This window comes from Planctomycetota bacterium (assembly GCA_039819165.1).
Taxonomy (GTDB): Bacteria; Planctomycetota; Phycisphaerae; order Phycisphaerales; family UBA1924; genus JAHCJI01.
The window spans coordinates 253895-273907 of sequence record JBCBSM010000002.1 but is presented as its reverse complement, the minus strand read 5'-3'; the positions used below and the strand labels follow the sequence as shown (position 1 = coordinate 273907).

General features: G+C 70.4%; 16 protein-coding genes. 2 read left to right on the top strand and 14 right to left on the bottom strand.

All coding sequences use genetic code 11. The annotated features are described in order from the left end of the window. Positions 1-80 precede the first annotated feature (80 nt). From AAFX79_12615 to AAFX79_12600, 4 genes are all read right to left on the bottom strand, one after another. A complete protein-coding gene (locus tag AAFX79_12615; GenBank protein ID MEO1009398.1) occupies positions 81-854 on the bottom strand; it encodes a GC-type dockerin domain-anchored protein in 774 nt (257 codons plus the stop codon). Between the two features lie 157 nt (positions 855-1011). Further along, positions 1012-2520 carry a sulfotransferase gene (locus AAFX79_12610; GenBank protein ID MEO1009397.1) on the bottom strand — a complete coding sequence of 503 codons (1509 nt, stop codon included), beginning with the start codon at positions 2518-2520 and terminating at the stop codon, positions 1012-1014. Positions 2521-2551: 31 nt separating this feature from the next. Next, positions 2552-3664 (bottom strand): PLP-dependent transferase, encoded by a 1113-nt coding sequence (locus AAFX79_12605; protein ID MEO1009396.1) that lies wholly within the window; start codon positions 3662-3664, stop codon positions 2552-2554. 34 nt (positions 3665-3698) lie between these two features. Beyond that, the gene (locus tag AAFX79_12600; GenBank protein ID MEO1009395.1) at positions 3699-4466 is read right to left on the bottom strand and encodes a hypothetical protein; all 768 of its coding nucleotides are present in this window, start codon (positions 4464-4466) and stop codon (positions 3699-3701) included. A gap of 92 nt (positions 4467-4558) precedes the next feature. Here AAFX79_12600 and AAFX79_12595 point away from each other — a divergent pair, with 92 nt between their 5' ends. Together AAFX79_12595 and AAFX79_12590 are read left to right on the top strand one after the other, a co-directional pair. After that, the gene (locus AAFX79_12595; protein MEO1009394.1) at positions 4559-6259 is read left to right on the top strand and encodes a hypothetical protein; all 1701 of its coding nucleotides are present in this window, start codon (positions 4559-4561) and stop codon (positions 6257-6259) included. A 15-nt stretch (positions 6260-6274) separates the two neighbouring features. Next, positions 6275-6679 carry a DUF2256 and DUF3253 domain-containing protein gene (locus tag AAFX79_12590; protein MEO1009393.1) on the top strand — a complete coding sequence of 135 codons (405 nt, stop codon included), beginning with the start codon at positions 6275-6277 and terminating at the stop codon, positions 6677-6679. Here the strand turns inward: AAFX79_12590 and AAFX79_12585 are convergent. The 10 genes from AAFX79_12585 to AAFX79_12540 form a co-directional block, all read right to left on the bottom strand. Then, on the bottom strand, positions 6666-7313 hold the full coding sequence (locus AAFX79_12585) for an OmpA family protein (protein ID MEO1009392.1): 648 nt from the start codon (positions 7311-7313) through the stop codon (positions 6666-6668). The genes AAFX79_12590 and AAFX79_12585 overlap by 14 nt on opposite strands. 115 nt (positions 7314-7428) lie before the next feature. Further along, positions 7429-8967 (bottom strand): A24 family peptidase, encoded by a 1539-nt coding sequence (locus AAFX79_12580; GenBank protein MEO1009391.1) that lies wholly within the window; start codon positions 8965-8967, stop codon positions 7429-7431. 53 nt (positions 8968-9020) lie between these two features. After that, a complete protein-coding gene (gene xseB, locus AAFX79_12575) occupies positions 9021-9281 on the bottom strand; it encodes an exodeoxyribonuclease VII small subunit (GenBank protein ID MEO1009390.1) in 261 nt (86 codons plus the stop codon). Continuing rightward, complete coding sequence (gene xseA, locus AAFX79_12570) at positions 9281-10774, bottom strand: exodeoxyribonuclease VII large subunit (GenBank protein ID MEO1009389.1); 1494 nt, start codon at positions 10772-10774, stop codon at positions 9281-9283. Before xseA ends, xseB begins: the two co-directional genes overlap by 1 nt. 146 nt (positions 10775-10920) lie before the next feature. After that, on the bottom strand, positions 10921-11838 hold the full coding sequence (locus AAFX79_12565; protein MEO1009388.1) for a hypothetical protein: 918 nt from the start codon (positions 11836-11838) through the stop codon (positions 10921-10923). 7 nt (positions 11839-11845) lie between these two features. Then, positions 11846-12931 carry a hypothetical protein gene (locus AAFX79_12560; GenBank protein ID MEO1009387.1) on the bottom strand — a complete coding sequence of 362 codons (1086 nt, stop codon included), beginning with the start codon at positions 12929-12931 and terminating at the stop codon, positions 11846-11848. Between the two features lie 53 nt (positions 12932-12984). Next, positions 12985-14070: an ABC transporter ATP-binding protein gene (locus AAFX79_12555; protein ID MEO1009386.1), complete on the bottom strand. Its 1086-nt coding sequence runs from the start codon at positions 14068-14070 to the stop codon at positions 12985-12987. Between the two features lie 139 nt (positions 14071-14209). Then, a complete protein-coding gene (locus AAFX79_12550; protein ID MEO1009385.1) occupies positions 14210-16420 on the bottom strand; it encodes an ABC transporter permease in 2211 nt (736 codons plus the stop codon). Next, on the bottom strand, positions 16420-17994 hold the full coding sequence (locus tag AAFX79_12545) for an ABC transporter permease (protein MEO1009384.1): 1575 nt from the start codon (positions 17992-17994) through the stop codon (positions 16420-16422). Before AAFX79_12545 ends, AAFX79_12550 begins: the two co-directional genes overlap by 1 nt. A 50-nt stretch (positions 17995-18044) precedes the next feature. Continuing rightward, complete coding sequence (locus tag AAFX79_12540) at positions 18045-19967, bottom strand: ABC transporter substrate-binding protein (GenBank protein MEO1009383.1); 1923 nt, start codon at positions 19965-19967, stop codon at positions 18045-18047. Between the last annotated feature and the right edge of the window lie 46 nt (positions 19968-20013).

Below are 20013 nucleotides of genomic sequence, written 5' to 3'. Positions count from 1 at the left end.
GAGCTTAGGCGCGCCATCGCTTCGAGGCTAGTTTGAACGGGTTTTGATAAGGTCCTTCGTCGGGCTCGAGGCTGGTCGCGTCAGCCGCAGCCGACGTCGAAGAGGTTCTGGAACTCCAAGAAGTCGAAGATCGTGAGCTCTCCGTCGCCATCGAAGTCGGCGGCCAGGTCGCCCGAGTCGAACAAGTTCTGGAACCCGAGGAAGTCGAAGATCGTCAACTCGCCATCGCCGTCGATGTCGGGCAGGCATGGATCCGAATCGACGATCTCGAGATCGATGGAGATCGAGGTATCGGCGACGCCGAAGATAAAGGTGTCGATGTTCATGCGATAGCTGATGCCCTCGGTCAGCAGCACGTCGACGCTGCCCTGCCTCGGGCTCGACCCCGAATCGACGAAGAGCAGGCTGGCCCCGTCCACCTCGTCGATGAATATGAAGCCGCTGATCAGGCCGCTGGCGGGATCGTCGGCGAAGTCCCAGCTCACGCGGAGCGTGGCGTCCTCGCTGACCGTGAAGTAGCCGCCCATGTAGCCGTAGGCGTATGCGCCGCCCAGGTAGGCCGCCGTCGTCGTCGTGCTGCTCGCACCTGCCGCGGTGGGCTCCCAGAATGTGCGGCCTTGCCAGCCCGAGGGCGTCTCGGCCTCGTGCACCGAGAACGCTTCGGCCGGCGTGTAGGCGTAGCCGTATGAGTACTGGTACGACGCTCCATCCGTGGCGCTCACGCCGAAGTAGGAGATGAACGTCCCCGGGCCGCCGTAGGGCTCGGGCACGAATTCCTGGGCGTTCGCGACCTCGGCGCTGAGCCCTGCGGCCAGCAGGGCGCCGCCGAACAAGCACGTCCTGGTGTTTTGCATCTCTTCGGTCTCCCCTACTCCAGAGGTCGTGAGCCATGGTGCGGACCCACGCGGGCCGCCAGCCATCGGCACCCTAATCGATACTGGGTGGCAATGCAAGATCGATGGTGCGCGGGTGGTATCGGACGTGGCCGCCTGGGCTCTCTGGATTCCGCGGTCACCCGCGGGCGTCGTATGGCTCGAAGGCGATGTCCTCGATCCGGTCGGCGTAGTTGGCGTGCCGGCCCGAGCTGGACGTGTACAGCGGTCGATTCACCTGGTCGTAGCTCAGCGTCCGCACCGTCCGCCGGCTCTCGTAGAAGCGATTGCACGCCTCGTCCCAGGGCAGGCCCAGGAACTCGATGATCCGCGGGAACTCGCGGGCGGGGTCGGCCACGAGCCGCTCGTAGTGCACGTCCAGGATGGGCACATCGAGCGTCGCCCGCCAGTGCTCCATCATGCGACGGGACTGGCTCCAGGCGTGGCTCGCCCACTCGGGCCGGGTGGTCCAGGCGTGCAGCCGGTTGTTGAAGCCGCCCATGAAGCAGCTGATCGCCACGTCCCGCGGGTCGCGTATGGCGTGGATGATCCTGGTCCTCGGGAAGAGCCGAGCGAGCAGGCCGACCAGCTTGTTGTTGCCCAGCGCCTTGTTGGCGATGCGCTCTGCGCCCGGCGGCGCGAGGGCCTCGATCTGCTTCACGTAGTCCTTCGCGACGCGCGTCCACCGCCGCGCGTCGTAGCGGCCGAATCGCTTGCCAGGCGGCGCGTCGGGGTCCCAGGCCGCGCTCAGCTGCATCGCGAATTGCTCGATGGCGTTCAGCTCGCCGACGCCCGCCGCCAGCGGGTGGGCATCGATGATCTGGTCGATCAGGCTCGTGCCCGATCGCGGCATGCCCGCCACGAACACCGGCACCTCGCTCTCGCAGGACGACAGCGGGAATTCGGCCATTCGCTCGGCCGACCAGTTCTCGACGAGCGCGTCGACCTGCTCCGCGTACAGCCGCGGGTCGAACTCGATGCGATCGATCGCGTTGGCGGCCTCGGCGGCGTCGAACGCGAGGTCGTAGCGCTTGGCGCGGTCGGCGGCCTTGGCCTTGAGGTGCAGCTGGGCCCGCCGCAGCTCGTCGGGCAACGCGGCGTCGGCCAGCGTGTCGTCGATGAGATCGATGGCCTCGTCGTGCCGCTTGGTCTGCACCAGCAGCTTGGACCACTCGATCCGCACGGGCGGGGGCAGCGGCTCGCCGCGGGACAGCAGGTCCTCGACCATTGGCGCAAGCACGGCCTCGGCCTCATCGAATCGGCCGGCTTCCTCGAGCGTGCCCGCCCGCAGCACCGCCGCGCTCGGGTGGCCGAGATGCGCCAATTCATCGCACGCCGCAAGTGCGGCCTCGGTCATGCCCGCGGCGCGGGCGTTGCGGGCAAGCAGCGCGACGGCCTCGGGGTGCCGGTAGATCTCCAGCGACCGCTGCGCCCGGTCGACGGCCTCTGCGTGGCGGTGCCGCCGCTCGAGCACGGCCGCCTCCAGGAACAACGCTTCGGGGTCGGTCCGTCGCCGCGGACCGAGCTGCGCGAGCGCCGCCTCGGCCTCGGTCGCGTGGCCGTCGGCCAGCATCCCACGCGCGGTGGCGATGATGCGATCCCGGGCCTTGGGCCGGCGGTCGGGTCGCGGTGACGTCGGGCGGGGCATCGCGGGTTGTATGCGGTCCGTGGCCGGTCGGTCAGCCGCCGGCCGACGCGTCGATGGCGGTCTCGAGGTCGGCCCAGATATCCTCGGCGTGCTCGCAGCCGATGCTCAGCCGGAGCAGGCCCTGCGGCAGGTGCTCCTGCCCCTCGTTGGCCGCCCGCCGCTCGATGGTCGACTCCACGCCGCCGAAGCTCGTAGCGTGGTGCACGACGCGGAGTGCGGCGCACAGCCTGTCGGCGTGTTCGGCGGTCTCGACCTCGAAGCTGATCACGGCGCCGAAGCCCCGCATGAACCGCGACGCGACGGTGTGGCTTGGCGATGTTGCCAGCCCCGGGTAGCGGACCCGCGCCACGCCAGCATGGGCCTCCAGCCGCTCAGCGATCACCGCGGCGCTGCGCTGGCAGGCGGCGAGCCGTACCGCGAGCGTCCGCAGCCCGCGGACGGCCAGGAAGGCCTCGAGCGCGCCGGGCGTGCCGCCCCCGAGCGTGCGTGCGCGCCGGAGCTGCGCTACGAGGTCGGCGTCTCGTGCGACCGCTACGCCGGCCAGCAGGTCCGAATGCCCGCCCATGAACTTGGTGGCCGCGTGCATCACCACGTCGGCGCCAAGGTCCAGCGGCCGCTGGTTCAGCGGCGTCGCGAGCGTGTTGTCCACGACGAGAAGCGAGCCGGGTTTCCGCGGCGCCGCCCCGAGCGTGGGCAGGTCGGCCACGTCCAGCAGCGGGTTGGTGGGCGACTCCAGCCAGGTGACGTCTGCATGGGCCATCGCGGCCGTCCACGCCGCCGTGTCCGCCACGTCCAGCCGGGTGCACGACCAGCCCCGGTGGGCGACGCCGTCGTCGACCAGCCCGGCGACGCCCTGGTAGCAGTCGGTCGGCAGCAGGATGCGAGCGCCGTCCCGTTGCGTCCGCAGCACGGCGGCCGCGGCGGCCATGCCCGAGGCGAAGCCCACCGCCTCGCCACCCTCCAGTCCGCCGACGATCGCCTCGAGCGCCTCCCACCCCGGCGTCGAATCCGAACGGCTGTACGATCGGTCCGCGCCGAGCAGGAAGTTCGACGCCGGCGTGATGGGGATGTTCAGCGGTGCACCGGCGTGCTCGGCGCGACCCGCTAGCACGACCCAGGTCTCGGGGGAAACGTCGGCGTCCATCGGCGGACTCTATGGCCGACGGGCGGAGCATCCGCTAGAGCTCGCGATCCCGGCGTTGCTCTGCGCGAATCCAGTCCTGCGCCGCCTTGCCCCATTGCGTCCCCGGCACCGCGCCGATGACGCGGTTGTAGTAGTCGCGGGCGAATGATCGGTTGCCGAGCAACTCGTAGCCCTGCGCCGCCGCGAGCAGCATCGGGCCCTTGAGGCTGGCGGGCTGCTTGGCCCAGTCCTCCGGATCGTCGTGCAGGCGCAGCAGTCCGTTGCTGACGTCGTGGACGCCGCGTCGTGCATAATCGGCGGCGATGTCGGGGTCGGGGTACTGCTGCGCGACATTGATCAGGACCGACCCCCGGATGAGCATCACGCCAGGGTTCATCTCCTCGGCCTGCTTGGCGGCCTCCATGTCGGCCATCCCGGCACCGAGGAGATCGAGCGCCGCGTTCAGGTCGCCCTGCTGGTAGGCTTGGCCCGCCTCGAGCACCCTGAGCGCACCCCGCCACGCCCGGGCCTCCGCGTTCGTTGCGTCCGCGGCCATCGCCCGTTCGCACGTCGCGATAGCCGATGCGAGCGACGCCGCGTCGCCCCCCGCTGCCTTGCGGTAATCGCCGAGCACCAGCCGGTCGAAGCCCCGGAAGCCGTGCGTGCCCTCGGGCAGGTGGATGTACCCAGGATCGGGAGCCGCCACGGCCGCGGGCTGCGCCTGGGGTTGGTCTTGGTCCTGGGTCGCCGCGGCGGGCGGGGTAACGTTGGCGGACAGGGCTAGCGCGGCGGCGGCCAGCGCGGTCGTGGCGGTTACAAGCATCGTCATTCTCCCTCGTGCTGGAGTCCCTTGCCGCGCTTTATAGGCTTCCCTGGCGCGGGCTTTCGCTCCGCCGGGGCCGTCTAGCGTTCACCATGCGGAGGCGGCCGGGCGGCATCATCCACACCTACCAGGGCTACGACCCCGTCCGCTTCCCCTCGCCCACGCAGCCCCCCGCCGACGTCGCCTCGGCGGCCTTCGAGCACATGCTCCGCTTCGGCGAGACCCGCTCGCTGACGCCCGAGGAGCTGGCCGACGCCGTCGAGATCGATCCCGAGCAGATCGCCGGGCTGGGCCCGAGCCTCGACTCGCTCATCGCCATGCTCGAGGAGCGCAAGCGGAAGATCCTCCAGACCTACGAGACCGGCCACGCGCTCGCGCTGTCGTCGGGCGACTACGCGGGCGCGGTCCAGGCCGCCGACCCACCGGAGCAGTTCGCCAAGTTCTTCCGCCGCGCCAGCCGCAGCGAGCAGCTCCGCGAGATGGAGGCGCTCTACATGCACGTGCCCGATCGCGATCCGTTCTCGGATCGCGTCATGCGGGCGCTCGCGGCGCTCGAGCGGAAGTACGCCATCGAGAAGCTCGACGCCAAGCGGCCGTTCACGGGCCGCCAGAAGATGGACGTGGACGAGGCCATCGCCATCGGCGAGGAGCTCGACGCGATCGACGAGCTGCTCGAGCAGCTCCGCGAGGCGCGGAAGAACGCCAAGGTCGCCATCATCGATCTGGAGGCGCTGTCCCGCTTCGCCGACGAGGCCGACGTGCAGCGGCTCCAGGATCTGGCCGACCAGGTGCGGGAGATGGTCGAGCAGCTTGCGCAGCAGCAGGGCGTCGACCAGTCGGCCGACGGCTATCGCCTGTCGCCCAAGGCCTACAAGCTCTTCCAGGGCAAGCTGCTGGAGGTGATCTTCGGCGAGCTGGAGGCCGCCCGCTCGGGCCGCCACCGCGGGCCGGTGGTGGGGGACGGCCCGGTCGAGACGCCCCGCACGCGAGCCTTCGAGTTCGGTGATTCGGCCGCCCACCTCGATGCGCCCGGCAGCGTGCTCAACGCCTTCGCACGCGCCGACTTCGATCGCGGCACCGGCAAGCCGCGGCTGCGCACGACCGATCTCGAGGTGCACGAGACCCGCAACAACCCGAAATGCGCCACCGTCGTCATCATGGACATGTCGGGCTCCATGCGGTACGGCGGCCAGTACGTGCACGCCAAGCGGATGGCGCTCGCCCTCGACGGCCTGATCCGCAGCGAGTATCCGGGCGACGTGCTCCGCTTCATCGAGATGTACACCTTCGCCAAGCTCCGCACGATCGCCGAGCTGCCCGAGATCATGCCCAAGCCCGTGACCATCCGCAGCCCGGTCGTGCGGCTGAGCGCGGACATGAGCGATCCGGACATCACCGAGTGGCAGGTGCCGCCGCACTTCACCAACATCCAGCACGCCCTGAGCCTGGCGCGGCGGATCCTGGCGGCGCAGGACACGCCCAACCGCCAGATCGTCCTGCTGACCGATGGCCTGCCCACGGCCCACTTCGAGGGCAGCACGCTGTACCTGCTCTACCCCGCGGCCTCCCGAACCGAGCACGCAACCATGCGCGAGGCCGAGGCCTGCCGCCGCGAGAACATCGTCATCAACACCTTCCTGCTGCCCAACTGGAGCCAGACCGAAGAGGACGTCCGATTCGCGCATCGCATGGCCGAGAACACCGGTGGCCGCGTCCTCTTCACCGGCGGCAGCGACGTCGACCGCTTCGTGCTGTGGGACTACGTCAGCCGCAGGCGGAGCATCATCGGCTAGGGCCAGAGGACGGGCGTGCCGGGCAAGGCGGGCGATACCAAGACCTGCGTCGCGTGCGGCCGCTCCATCGAGTGGCGCAAGAAGTGGGAGCGCAACTGGGAGGACGTCCGCTACTGCTCGGACCGGTGCCGCAGGGCCAAGCCGGATTCGACGGACCGCGCGCTCGAGGCGGCCATCCTCGAGTTGCTCGGCGCCCGGGCGAAGGATGCGAGCATCTGCCCGTCCGAGGCCGCCCGCGCCGTGGATGCGGAGGGCTGGCGTGACTTGATGGAGCGGGCGAGGGCGGCGGCGCGGCGCCTCGTTGCGAGGGGCGCCCTCGAGATCACGCAAGAAGGCCGCGTCGTGGACCCCTCCACGGCACGCGGTCCCATCCGGCTGCGTCGCGGACCAGGCTGGCCCGGATTGACTACTCCAGGATGATGATCTCCACGCGGCGGCTCTGCGCCTTGCTGCCCTTGGGCTTGGCCGGCCCGTAGCTGGCCGAGTGGACGCGGTCGTTGTCGATGCCCTTGCTGACGAGGTAGCCCTCGACGGCCATCGCCCGCTCGGCGGCGAGCCGCTCGTTGGTCTTCCAGTCGCTCTTGCGGATCGGGTCGCCGTCGGTGTGCCCCGCGACGCGGATCTCGCGGCCCGAGTACCGCTGCTGGATCACGCGGGCGACCTGGTCGAGCACCGCCCGGGCGTCCTTGCGGATCTCGATCGAGCCCGAGGCGAAGAGCACCGAGCCGGCGATGTCGACCACGACCTCGCCCGGCCGGCGGCTCACGCCCGCGCCGTCCACGCCCTCGAAGCCGGTGTCGCTTCCGCTGCCGGCCAGCTGGCTGGCCAGCGAGCGGTTCTGCTCGTCGAGTGCGGCGTAGCGGCCCTCCGCGTCCAGCAGGGCCTGCTGCAGGCCCTCCTTCTCGCGGCGGAGTTCCTGGTTCTCGAGCACCAGGGCATCGTCGGGGTTGGCGCCGCCGCCCGCGCATCCAACGCCGGCCAATGCGGTCAGCACGGCCACGCCGCAGGCAAGGGCGCGGCGGGCGGCACGATTCGGGAGCGAGACGTTTGGCATGGTCGGATCCTCCGGTATCTGCGCAATGCCAGATGCCGGAGAGATATCGGCAGAATCCGCCGGCCGCGTTGATCCTGCGCATAAGCCCGATCAAAAACCGTCTCGACCACCCTGCTCAGGGAAGGTCGATGCCCCGGCCCGTGATGAGCGTGAGGCCGTGCTCGATCGCCGGCTTGCCCAGAAGCACCAGCACGGTGGCGATCGCCAGGGCCGGGCCGAAGGGCATCGCGCGGGCCACGCTGCGGCTCAGGGCGAGGGTGTAGATCGTCAGCAGGATGCCGACGAGGGACGCCAGGAAGAACGCTAGCGTCGCGTCGATCCAGCCCAGGCAGGCGCCGACGGCGGCCATCAGATGCACGTCGCCCAGGCCCATCGCCTCCTTGCCGAAGCCCAGCGACCCGCCGATGCGGATGGCCCAGACCACGCCGCCGCCGACGAGGTAGCCCAGCAGGGCGCCGCCCAGCACGTCGAGCCACAGCGGGATGAGGCCCTCCGCCCGGCCGGCCAGCACGTAGCCCAGCCACGCGAGGGCGACCGGTGGCGCGAGAAAGGCCAGCTCCTTGACCATCTCGCGGCGGGCGTGCGGGTAGGCGGTCCAGACCTCGGCGTCCGTGGGCTGATCGGCCTTTGGCGGCGCCGGGGTGAGCAGCCGCAGCGGGACGCCCGCCACGACCGGGCCGGCGGCGGTTCCGATGATCACGCCAACGCCCGGTGCGGTACCGAGCGCGCCGGCGACGATCCCGCCCGCGACGGCGCACGCCAGAGTGCTCGCAACGATGACCAGCGGCGTGCGCATCCAGCCGCGCCCAGGCTTCCACTGGCCGGTCTCACTGGCGTCGCCGTTTTCGGCCGCGTTGGAGTCCGAGGCCCCCAGCCCGAGTTCCTCGCGGTGCTGCGCCTCCCAGGACTCGGCGTCGGCGAAGCTGCGACGGATGAGTCCGAGCTTGAGGAGCACGAGCGACACCCCGATGCCCAGCACGCCGCCCGCGCCGAGCCCCAGCCCCGTCCAGCCGTAGGTGGGGATGGACCAGCGTGCGCCATCGGCGACGCGTGCGAGCTCCTCGTCCTGGAGGCTCATGTAGCCCGCATACGCGGTGTGCCCCGCGATGCCCACCAGCGTGGCGAACCACGGCAGCACCAGCGGGATCATCGTGGTCTTCAGGTCCGTCAGCGTCATGGCGAAGAGCGTGCCCAGCAGCAGCAGCAGCACGAAGAACAGCGGCGCGGACTGCATCGGCACGCCGTTGAAGCGATCGACGAGCGTCCACTCGGGACGGATCGCGCCCAGGTCCAGCCCCAGCACCTCGAAGCCCGGCGTGGTGCCGCGGTTCTCGGGGATCATGTACCACAACACGTAGAAGCCGGCGAACAGGCACGCGACAGCCAGCTCGATCAGCGGGTACTCTGGCGAGATGGGCGTTCGGCAGTAGCGGCATCGTCCACGGAGGAAGAGCCAGCCGACGATCGGGATGTTGTCCTTCCAGCGGAGCTTGGTCTCGCAATAGGGGCACCGCGACGCGGGCGTCACCACGCCGATGCCGCGGGGCAGCCGGTACGCCAGGACGTTGATCAACGAGCCCACGCACCCGCCCACGGCGAACACGAAGCAGAGCCACGCCAGGCGGGGCAGCAGGATGTAGAACTCGTGGGGCATGTGGGGGTGGCGGGCAACTCCGGGGGTGCTATCGGCCGATGCCGCCTCGGGCGTCAATCGACCACATCGCTCGGCTCCGCGGCGTCGTCGGCCTCCAGCCGGCTGGTGACGTCCTCGATCCGTTGCTCGGCCTTCTCGATGAGCGAGCGGCACCGCTTGAGCAGCCGCATGCCCTTCTCGTAGTCTCCGATGGATCGCTCGAGCCCCGCCTCGCCGGTCTCGATCCGCTCGATGATGGCCTCGACCTCGGCCATCGCGTCCTCGAAGCTCGGGCCGTCCTCGGGCGGCGTGGCATCCTGCTGCGCCTTGGCCATTAGTGTTCGTCCTGCTCGAAGAGCCCGGGCTGGTCGTCGCGCGGCCGGCGGCTCGTCCGCGCCGCGGCCGGCTTCGCGGGCGGGGGCGGTTGCCGCCCCGGCACGGTAGAGCGCACCTCGCCGTCGTGCAGCGTGGTCACCAGCGTGTCGCCCGCCCGCACGTCGCCCGTGCCGCGGACGAGCCGTCCGTCGGCCAGGGTCGTGTACGAGAAGCCCCGGGCGAGGACCGCCCGCGGACCAACGGCCCGCAGCCGCTGCCGGCGGGCATCGAGCCGCTCGGCCTCCCGCCGCACGCGGCCGGCCATGGCCGCCGCCAGTCGAGCACGCGCGTCGTCGAGCCGCTGCTCCCGCCGCGCCAGCTCCGCCGCGGGCCGCCGGCGCTCGAGCCGCGACGCCGCGCGGTCGATCCCCGCGCGGGCCGACCGCAGCCGATCTCGCACCGCACGACGCAGATCGTCGGCGGCCCGTCGCCGCCGCTCGTCTGCATGGGCGACCAGCGACCGCGGCTGCGCGATGGTCCGCCGCCGTCCGAGCCGCTCGATCGACGCCCGGGCGTCGGCCAGTCTCCGTGCCGCGGCGCCGCGGAGCCGCGCGCCGGCGAGGTCGATCTGCTCGGCCAGCGCGGCGGCGTCGGGCGTCAGCCGCATGGCCGCCTGCGTGGGCGTCGAGGCTCGCACGTCGGCGACGAGCTCGGCGATGGTGGTGTCGGTCTCGTGGCCGATCGCCGCGACCACCGGCACCGGGCATTTCAGGATGGCCTCGGCCAGATCGCGGTCGTTGAACGCCCAGAGGTCCTCGGCCGATCCGCCGCCCCGCGTGATGAGCACCGCGTCGACGCCGAGCTCTCGGTGGCGGCGCGACATCGCCACGAGCTTCCGCCGCAGCTCGCCGGCGGCGGCCTCGCCCTGCACGCGGGAGTCGATCAGCAGCAGCTCGACCGACGGGCATCGCCGCCGCATCGTATCGATGACGTCCTGCAGCGCGGCGCCGCTGCGGCTGGTGAGCACGGCGATGCGCCGCGGGAACGCCGGCACGGGGCGCTTGCGGGCGTCATCGAACCAGCCTCGGCCGCGGAGCTCATCGCACAGTGCGCGGAATGCCGCATCCAGCGCGCCCTCGCCGACGAGCCGCACGCTCCTGGCGATGAGCGAGAGCTTGCCCTGCTTCGCGTAGAACTCGATGCCGCCCGAGACGACGACCTCCAGCCCGTCGCGGAGCCGTAGCTGGTGCTTGCGGGCGATGCTGGCGAAGACGACGCACGACACGACGGCGTCACCGTCCTTGAGATCGAAGTACAGGTGCGTCCGCTCGCGCAGGCCGCTCACCTCGCCCAGCACGCGGACGGGTGCGGGCACCCCGCGCTTCAGCGCCGCATCGACGAGTGCCGCCAGCTCGCGGACGCGGACCACGCCGTCGCTCTCGCGCACGGTGTCCCCAGCATCGGTGGCGGACTTCGCGGCCATCCTTGCGGGATCAAAGAGCGGGCGTGGCATGCTCTCGCATTATCGCATTGCTGCGCCGCGTGAGCGACGCATCGGTGCATCGCTCTACGTGCTTGGGCAACGAAGGCAAAAAAGGGGACCCCGCAAAGTCGCGGGGCCCCCGGGCAAAGAAGGAGAACATCGGTGATACGAAGGATCTACTCGGTGGTGTTTCCGGCGCGGGCGATCGTGGTTTTCCGATCCGCGTCGTCCGCCGGCTTCGTCTCCGTGTCCGCTCGTGCCTCGTTGAACTGGATCTTCTGAACTGCGGGTGCCCGCTCTGCATCCTGCGACTCGGTCGCACTCTGATCCGCTGCGTTCTTCCTCGCTTGCACCCGTTCCTCGTGCATCCTAGCGATCATGGCTCGAAGCACCGAGTGCTCTCGATCCGGAAGCCGCACACGATAGCCACCCGAGCCGCTGCTTCCAGCCGGCATGCGGATGGTCGCGCGGGGTTGGGGCAATTCCGAGGTCGCGGTCTCGGCGCTGCCGCCGAAGCTCCGCACGCCGCCGACGTATCCGTTGTCGCGCAGCCACGCCTGCCGCGCCTCCTCGAGGCGGTCGGCGGTGAAGCGGAAGTTGCGCAAGAACGGGTTGGTCACGCGGCTGTAGTTGCGGATGTCGCCCTGCGTGCCGCCGCCGCGGATCTCGAAGCGCGCCGGATCGTTCTGACGCTCCCACGGATTGATAACGAATTGCCGGAACGGCCGGAGCCGCTCGCGGGTCGGCACCTCGACGGTGATGCGGAGGTCCTCGAGGCCGGCGGCGCCGTAGCGGGACGCCTCGGAGGACTGCGCGCCGGTGGCGGACTGCCAGGTGCCCGCGGGCACCGGCAGGTTGCCATCGACCACGCGGACGTTGGAGAGCGGCTGGAGCTGCTGCTGGCCGGCGGCCGTCGCGGCCGCGACGCCAACGAGCACGATCGCACTGCGGATTCGGTTCTTCATGTTCTCGGCTCTCTTGTTTGCCCTGCACGCGGGCCCGGAGGGGCCTGCAATTCCCATTAGAAGGCGTAAATCCATCGAGTTCAAGCTTTTATGCGCGCGGCACACTTTTCCGTTCAAGATGTAGAACACCGCGCGCTTATGCGGACCGATCGCCGGCGAGCGACGCGTGCAGCTCGAGTACGCCGGCGACGTGGCGGCTCGCCATGTGGCGCCGCCCGATCGCATCGCGGCCACGCGCGCGGAGGTCCTCGATCGCGGGCGCGCCGTCCCATAACGCCGCGAGCGTGGCGGCGAGCTCCGTCGGGTGCGCGGGCTCGAAGGGCACGACGCCGTAGCTCTCGCCGAGTTCGTCGATCAGCGGATCGCCGGCGGTCGTGACAATCATGCCGCGGGCGAGTGCGTCGAGCGCCAGGCTGCGGTGCTCGCCCGCGGCGTCGGGCAGCACCAGGAGGTCGGCGTGCAGCGCCGGTTCGCGACGCGCCTCGACGCCGGGTACGAGGCTGGCGTGCTCGCCCAGGTCGAGTTCGTCGAGCAGCGGGTGCAGGTGTACGTGCTCGGCCGCATCAGCGTCGATGAGCAGCAGCGGCCGCGCGCCGCCCGGTGCTTCGGTCGATGCGATGCAGCGCACGGCGGCGTGCCACGCGGCGCGCTCGCGGCCCGGGCCGGCCAGGAGCACTGCAGGCCGATCGCCCCCCGCGAGCGTGCCGCGGCGCATCGCCTCGGAATGGACGCCCCAGCGGATCAGCCGCAGCGGCATTGCCAGGTTGTGCGCAAGGCACCGGTGCTCCAGCCCCGTGCCGGGCACCGACGCGACCATCTCGCGATCGCGGAGCGCCGTGCGGACGGCCGGCTCGGCGAGCGCGTCGGCCTGGGCGGCCGAGCACACCTCCAGCACGAGGACGGACTCGAGCAACCGGCTGGTGGCGATCGCGAGCCGCCATGCGGCCGAGCCGAAGGCGTGCACGACGCCGATCCGCGCCGTCGCTTCGAGGGCCCGCTCGGCGAGGTTCTCGGCGCGGACGCCGAAGGGCGGCAGCGGCCCGTGGGGCTCGTAGGCGATGGCGGTCGAGAAGACGCGGCCGTCGAGCAATTCGGGCAGCGTGCCCGGGACGGCGTGCACGACGCGGGCGCCCTCGGCGGCGAGGCCGACCTCCAGCCGCGCGAGCATGTCGCGCTCCCGCGATGCGAAGCCCGCGTCCGCGATGATCAGGGCCGAGGCCACGATGGCACCTCCCGGCGGCTCCGGCCGGCGCGCCGCGTGTCCGGCTTACGCCGCTACGACGCCGCCGCGGCCGGCTCGCCGCGCACGGCGCGGTAGTTCATGTCGGGCGGCCGGCTCTCGTGGTCGCGTACGGCCTTGGTCCGCCAGACGCCGACCCAGTGCCCCGTGTCGACCTCCTGGAGGTAGTAGTCGCCCGCGGGCTCGTCCTTGGCGGCCAGGTCCTTGGGTGCGTCGTGCCAGGGCCACCAGGGGCGGATGCCCTCGCCCGCGCCGGGCAGCTTCTCGAATTCGGCGGGATTGTCGACAACCTCCTTGATGGTGACCAGGCGGTCCAGCCGCTCGCCAATCTTGGGGATGCTCGCCAGCAGCCCGCGGGTGTAGGGGTGCATCGGGTTGTCGAAGACATTGAACACGGTGCCGTACTCGACGACGCGTCCGGCGTACATCACGCACACGACGTCGGCGTTTTCGGCGACGACGCCCAGGTCGTGGGTGATGAGCATGACGGCCATGTCGTGCTCGTCCTTGAGCGAGGACAGCAGCTCGAGGATCTGCGCCTGGATGGTCACGTCGAGCGCCGTGGTCGGCTCGTCGGCCAGCAGCAGCCGGGGCTTGCACGCCAGCGCCATCGCGATCATCACGCGCTGCCGCATGCCGCCCGAGAATTGGTGGGGATAGGCCTTGATCCGCTTCTCGACCTCCGGGATGCCGACCGATCGCATGGCGTCGAGGGCGATGTCGCGGGCCTTGCTGCCGCTGACGTCTTGGTGCAGCAGGATGGCCTCCATGATCTGGTCGCCCACGGTGTACACCGGGTTGAGGCTCGTCATGGGCTCCTGGAAGATCATGGCGATGTCGTTGCCGCGGATGTCGCGCATCTCGGATTCGCTGAGCCGCAGCAGGTCCACCATCTCGCCGTCGTCCTTGCGGAAGGTGATCTGGCCGCGATCGAAGCGGCCGGGCGGGCGGGGCACGAGCTGCATCGAGCTCATGGCCGTCACGCTCTTGCCGCAGCCCGACTCGCCGACGACCGCGAGCGTCTGCCTCGGGTAGATGGTCATGCGGACGCCGTCGACGGCCTGGATCCGCGGCCCGTTGCCGTTGTCGAAGGACACCGCCAGGTCCCGCACCTGGATGATGGGCCTCGCGGCGGCATCGACGGCGGGGGAAGCGGCGTTGCGATCGGTCGCGGCTTGGCTCACGCTGGATTCCTCTGGATCGACTCGGCTTGGGTCATTTCAGGCGGAGCTGTCTCGATTGCGGTCGCGGTGCTGCGCATCACACGCGGGCCTTCTTGAGCTTGGGATCGATGGCGTCGCGGAGGGCCTCGCCGATGAGGTTGTAGCTCAGCACCGTCAGGAAGATGGCCAGGCCCGGAAAAATCGCCAGCCACCACACGAAGTCGCCCACCTGATTGGTGGCGTCGCTGAGCAGCCGCCCCCAGCTCGCCTGGTTCGCGGGCCCGAGGCCCAGGTAGCTCAAGATGGCCTCGGCGAGGATGGCCGCAGCGATTGCGAACGAGGCGTCGACGAGGACCGGCGTCACGCCGTTGGGCAGCATGTGCTTGAACAGCACGCTCCGCAGCGGCAGGCCGACCGCCCGGGCCGATTGCACGAAGTCCTGCCCCCGCAGCTTGTAGAACTCGGCGCGGATGAAGCGCGCAGCGCCCGTCCACGTCACGCAGCCGATGACCGCCATCATCACGTAGGTGTTCTTGGGCAGCACCGCCGCCGCCACGATCAGCAGGAACAGCAGCGGGACGGCCATGAAGACCTCGACGACGCGGTACAGCAGCATGTCGACCCAGCCGCCGAAGTAGCCCATCAGCGCACCGATGGTCACGCCGATGGCGACCGCGATGGCGGTCGACACCAGGCCGATCGAGATCGACAGCCGGCAGGCGTGCAGCATCTGGCTGAGCACGTCCTGGCCGATGGAATCCGTGCCGAGCGCGTAGCCGGGCGATTCGAGCGACTCGAGCACCGCGAACGCATCGCCGATCGTCGTGGCCTCGCCCGCGTCGTAGGCGCTGACGATCGCGCCGAAGGCTTCTTCGGTGGTAGCGGGCAGGTTGGCCGACGCGAAGCCGATCTGCCGCTCGAATTCGGCGAGCACGGCGTCGTCGAGCGGGCGTTGTTCGAGCTCCAGGCCGGCGGCCGCGGTGGCCTGCCCCAGCTCTAGATCGACGCCCTTCTCGACCTGGCCGAACAGGTTGGACCCCGGCCGCAGCAGGTCGACGGCCGACCCGCCCTGCTGGGGCGACCACGGGATGGGCGCGTAGATCGCGCGGATCTCGCCGCGGGCCTCGCGGCCGACGTAGTCGAAGTTGGGCAGCGGCGTGGTCCAGCGCACCGCGAGGATGCCGAAGAGCGTGACGCCGACGAGGGCGGCGACGCCGAAGCTCCGCGTGAGGTTCGACGTCGGGTGCACGAAGGCAAAGGGCAGCGACGCCGCGATCACGATGACCATCGCGGTGATGGCCTCGAAGGCCGGGTGCTGCTGCGCGGTGCGGACGAGGTCGCTGGCGTCGCGGGCATCGACGAAGCCCTTCGCGACGGTGTAGATCAGCAGGACCAGACCCGCCTGCAGGGCGGCGGTCAGCACGACGCGGCCCCGGCCCGAACGCGTGCCATTCCAGCGGGGCAGCACGACGAGCAGCATCCCGACGGCGCCGGCCATCAGCGCCAGGTCGACGGCCGACAGGTTGCGGATCAAGGGCGAGGACACCTCGGCCTCGGCGCCGGCGGCGCCCACCAGCGCGCCGATCGCGCCGATGGGCAGCAGCGCCGCCGTCCACGCGCGCACGGGGCGGCTCAGCCCGAAGGTGCCCGCGGCCCACACCAGCCCGACGGCGACGCCGATGTCGACCAGGATCTGGAAGGCCATGTGCTCGCCGCCCAGGATGAACACCGAGGCGGCGTGCAGCCCCTGCTGGGTCTCGGGGTTTGCCGTCTGGATGAACTGGCCGAACACGCGGATCGCGAAGGGCAGGGTCGCGGCGACGCCCAGCCACAGCCGCGCGGCCGAGGGCAGCTTCGACGGCGCGAGCACCCACGCGGCCATCCACACGCCGGTGAAGAGCACGATGCGGAGCCCGTCGGGCGAAGCCGCCGCATCGGGCAGCGCGGCCAGCAGCGCGGCCAGCGGGCCGGCATCGGCGACGCTCGCCGGCACGAGCAGCAGCGGGTGGCCGCTGGCGATGAGCGGCGCGAACACCGAGAAGAACGCGACGAGGCCGACCCACGCGAGGCTCGCGACGGCCGCGGGCCGCTTGAGCACCTGGCCCCACGCCTCGGTCCAGAATCCCTCGGCCGGCCGATGCCCGATGCCCTGCATCAGCTGCACGCCGGTGACGGCGGTGAGCTGGTCGGCGTTCATCGCCGCGGCCGGCTTCTCGCTCGCGACCGCCTTGTCGGCGTCGAGCACGGGGTCGCGGTCGTGCGCGGGCACGGCCGACTCGTCGGGCGATGATCGGGGCGGGCGTTCCATCAGTCGTAGGAGATCCGTGGGTCGGCCAGGGCGTACAGGATGTCGGCCAGCAGCAGCGCCAGCATGTTCACGATGCCCACGATCAGCGCGTTGGCCAGCAGCAACTCGCGGTCCCGCAGGATGATCGCCTCGATGATCAGGCTGCCCATGCCCGGGATGTTGAAGATCCGCTCGATGACCACCGAGCCGCCCAGCATCGCGGGGAAGATCGACACGAACAGCGTGATCAGCGGCAGCAGGCTGTTGCGGAAGACGTGGCGGAAGACCACGTCCTTGCGGCTGACGCCCTTGGCCTTGGCCGTCCGCACGTAGTCGGCGTTGAAGTTCTCGAGCATCGCCGCCCGCGTCTGCTTGCTGAGCACCGCGAAGCCCGTGTACGTCAGGCACGCCACCGGCAGCACCATGTGCCACAGCGTGTCGAGCAGGTAGCCCCGCACCCACGCCCCGCTCGCGTCGCGGGAGGGCAGCATCGTCATCTTCTCGGCCTCGACGGCGTGCAGCCCCGTGACCGGGAAGGCGCCCAGGTAGTCATTGTCGGCCAGGAAGCCGATCGCCAGCACGCCCGCCCAGACGACGGGGATCGACCACAGCGCGACGTAGAGCGCGCCGAGCCCGACGTCGAGCAGCTTGCCCTGCCGGCTCGCCGCCAGGATGCCCGAGGGGATCGCCACGAGGTAGATGATCGGGATCGCCACGAGGTTGAGCAGCAGCGTGACCGGCAAGGCCCGCTGGATCAGCACGCCCACGGGCTGCGACCGCGCGAAGGACGTGCCGAGGTCGGGCGTGTCGAGCGAGACGACGCCGGGGATCACCGGCAGCCCCGATTGCGCGAACACCCTGGCGTCGAACACGGCCTCGAGCTCGGCCGAGCGATCGAGCAGGTCGTCGTAGGTCGCCAGCATCTCGGTCGCGCGGGCCTCGGCGATCGCGTACAGCTCGGCCTCGCCCTCGAAGGCCTCGCGGCCGATGCGTCGCGCCGACGACGGCTTGATCTGCCCGCGGTCCTCGACGGCGCCGCCCTCGCCCAGCTGGCGGGCGACGTCGCCCATAGCGATCTCGAAGCGGGTGACCGCCGCGAGGTGCGCGGCCCGGGCCCTTGAGTACAGCCCCCGCACGCGGCGATACACGCGGGACACCGCCTCCGAGCGCTCCTGGTCGTCGGCGAAGGTGCGGCCCTCGAAGGCGAACGGATCGCCGCCCGAGTCGGGGAATGGTTCGTCGGCGTCGGGCAGCTCATCGGCGAACCACGTCCAGAGCGGCGGCTCCTCGATCCCCCGCGGCCTGCGGATCCGCTCGCCATTGAGCACCTGGTCGCGGTCGCCGAACTTGACCGGGCTGACGCGGCCGAGCCAGCGTCCATACTGCACGATGATGGGCGAGTCCAGCCCGTAGCGATCCTCGAGGTAGGCCCGCTGGAGCGCGACGCTGCCCGAGTCGACCTGCCCGCCGCCGCTGAACTGCAGCGCCGCGCCGATGCCGCCGGGGCTCAGCGCGATCAGGAAGAAGATCAGCATCGTCATCCCGATGATGGTCGGGATCATCAGCAGCAGGCGTCGGATGACGTAGGTGACCATGGGGTGCTATCGCGTGGGCAGCCGAAAGAGCGGGTCGACGATCCGGACGTTCAGTTGTTCGATGGCAGCGACTCGCGGCCGACCCAGAACTCGTAGTACTCCAGGCCCGAGTTGTACTCCTCGATGTTGCCGCTCCGCCTGGTCGTGAAGCGCAACCACGGCACCTCGAAGAGGTACGTATAGGGCTGCTCTTCGTGGAAGACCTCGTGCAGCTGGTGCCAGACCCGCATCCGCTCGGCGGTGTCGAGCGTGGCGCGCCCCTGCTCGATCAGGCGGTCGGCGTCGGCGTTGGCCCACTGGATGAAGTTGTCGCCCTGGTTGTCGATGGACTTGGAGTGCCAGATCTGCTCGGGGTCGTTCTCCGGGGCGGAGGCCGACCACGCGAAGGTAATGGCATCGAAGTCGCGGCGGTTGAGGATGTCGGCCAGCACCGACCAGTCGATGGGCTTGAGCTCCATCTTGATGCCGGCCTTGGCGTACTCGCTCTGCAGGAAGGTCAGCCGCTGGAGCGTGGACTCGTTGCCCTGGCCGAACGTGATCTCGAAGACGAACTCGTCGCCACGCTCGTTCTCGAGCAGGCCGTCGCCGTCGCGATCCCACCAGCCGGCTTCCTGGAGCAACTCCTGCCCGCGGCTCGGGTCGTGGGGCCAGGGCTCGATGTCGGGGTTGGCCTGCGGCGTCGAACTCAGGAAGGGACCCGTCGCCAGCCGCGCGAGGTTCTTGCTGATGTCGCGGAGCAGCCGTTCGCGATCGGTCAGCAGCGTCATCGCCTGGCGGACACGCTTGTCGTGGAACGGCGTCAGCCGCTCTCCGTTGCGCTTGCCGCACTGCCAGGCCATGAAGCCGTAGCCACCCCGCATGTTGTACCAGTCGCGGGCGTCGTGGTCCTCGAGGAACTCCGGGTCGCTCCGCTTCTCGACGAACTGCGTGGGGATCGCCCGCATCATGTCGGCCTCGCCGTTGGTGTAGCTGACCAGGCGGGCCGTCGAGTCGCGGATCGACCGGATGCGGTAGGAGTCCAGCGGCGGCCTCGGCCCCCAGTACTGCTCGTTGCGGACGAGCACGATGTCCTCGGGCGGCGCCCACTGGTCGTCCAGCGACGCCCGCTCCAGCTTGAACGGGCCCGAACCGACCGTGAGGCTGGTGGACGAGTTGTACTTCTCGGGCGATTCGGTCCAGATCTCGTAGATCGCCTTGGGCAGGATCTTGAAGCCGAAGGCCTGCTGCACGTTGTCGAAGCGGGGCTCCTTGAACCCGAACTCCAGCACCCGGCTCGTCTCGGGGTCGCCAATGACGGTGATGGTCTCGATGGCGTTGTACACGCTGCGGAAGCGCTCGGCCTCGATCTCGGGGTTGAAGATCAGGTCGAAGTAGGTCCAGCGGACGTCCTCGGCCAGCACGGGCGAGCCGTCGCTGAAGCGGGCCTCGTCGCGGATCTTGACGCGGAGCCACTCGCCGTTGGGGTCGTACTGCCAGGCTTCCGCCAGGCGTCCCCGCATCTCGAGCGACCTGGGGTCGTACCAGCCCAGGCTCTCGCAGACGAGATCGACCACGCGGCGGCCGTAGACGTCGGCGTAGGTGAAGGGCGTGATCTTGGGGGGCTGGCCCTCGTAGATCTCGCGGAATTCGCCGCCGATGCGGAAGCCCTGCTGGTTGTACGGATTGCTCGAGAAGTCCCAGGGCTCGCTGAAGGTGACCTCGAAGCCGTCCTTGGCCCAGGTGGGGCCCGCGAGGCCGCCCCCGTCCAGAACGGGCGCGCCGGGCACGACGGGCTGCCGGACCACCACGGGCCGATCGGCGAGGCGTTGCTCGAGGCGGACGATCTGCTGCTCGATCTCGTCGATCTTGGCGGCGGTGTCCTGCACGTCCTCCCAGCGGCGGTCCTCGGCGAAGATCGCCAGCGTGACGACCCCGAGCACCAGCACGAGCAGCGTGATGACGACCAAGTCCTTGAGCCCGAAGCCGTTCTGCATGCTGAGCCTCCCGGCAACCACCCCGCGAACGCTGCGCACCCTCGCA

What these genes read in the sequence shown, in the direction of transcription:
- AAFX79_12615 (MEO1009398.1), bottom strand. Translation starts at nt 854, where the DNA reads ATGCAAAACACCAGGACGTGCTTGTTCGGCGGCGCCCTGCTGGCCGCA.
- AAFX79_12610 (MEO1009397.1), bottom strand. Translation starts at nt 2,520, where the DNA reads ATGCCCCGCCCGACGTCACCGCGACCCGACCGCCGGCCCAAGGCCCGG.
- AAFX79_12605 (MEO1009396.1), bottom strand. Translation starts at nt 3,664, where the DNA reads ATGGACGCCGACGTTTCCCCCGAGACCTGGGTCGTGCTAGCGGGTCGC.
- AAFX79_12600 (MEO1009395.1), bottom strand. Translation starts at nt 4,466, where the DNA reads ATGCTTGTAACCGCCACGACCGCGCTGGCCGCCGCCGCGCTAGCCCTG.
- AAFX79_12595 (MEO1009394.1), top strand. Translation starts at nt 4,559, where the DNA reads ATGCGGAGGCGGCCGGGCGGCATCATCCACACCTACCAGGGCTACGAC.
- AAFX79_12585 (MEO1009392.1), bottom strand. Translation starts at nt 7,313, where the DNA reads ATGCCAAACGTCTCGCTCCCGAATCGTGCCGCCCGCCGCGCCCTTGCC.
- AAFX79_12580 (MEO1009391.1), bottom strand. Translation starts at nt 8,967, where the DNA reads ATGCCCCACGAGTTCTACATCCTGCTGCCCCGCCTGGCGTGGCTCTGC.
- xseB (MEO1009390.1), bottom strand. Translation starts at nt 9,281, where the DNA reads ATGGCCAAGGCGCAGCAGGATGCCACGCCGCCCGAGGACGGCCCGAGC.
- xseA (MEO1009389.1), bottom strand. Translation starts at nt 10,774, where the DNA reads ATGCCACGCCCGCTCTTTGATCCCGCAAGGATGGCCGCGAAGTCCGCC.
- AAFX79_12550 (MEO1009385.1), bottom strand. Translation starts at nt 16,420, where the DNA reads ATGGAACGCCCGCCCCGATCATCGCCCGACGAGTCGGCCGTGCCCGCG.
- AAFX79_12545 (MEO1009384.1), bottom strand. Translation starts at nt 17,994, where the DNA reads ATGGTCACCTACGTCATCCGACGCCTGCTGCTGATGATCCCGACCATC.
- AAFX79_12540 (MEO1009383.1), bottom strand. Translation starts at nt 19,967, where the DNA reads ATGCAGAACGGCTTCGGGCTCAAGGACTTGGTCGTCATCACGCTGCTC.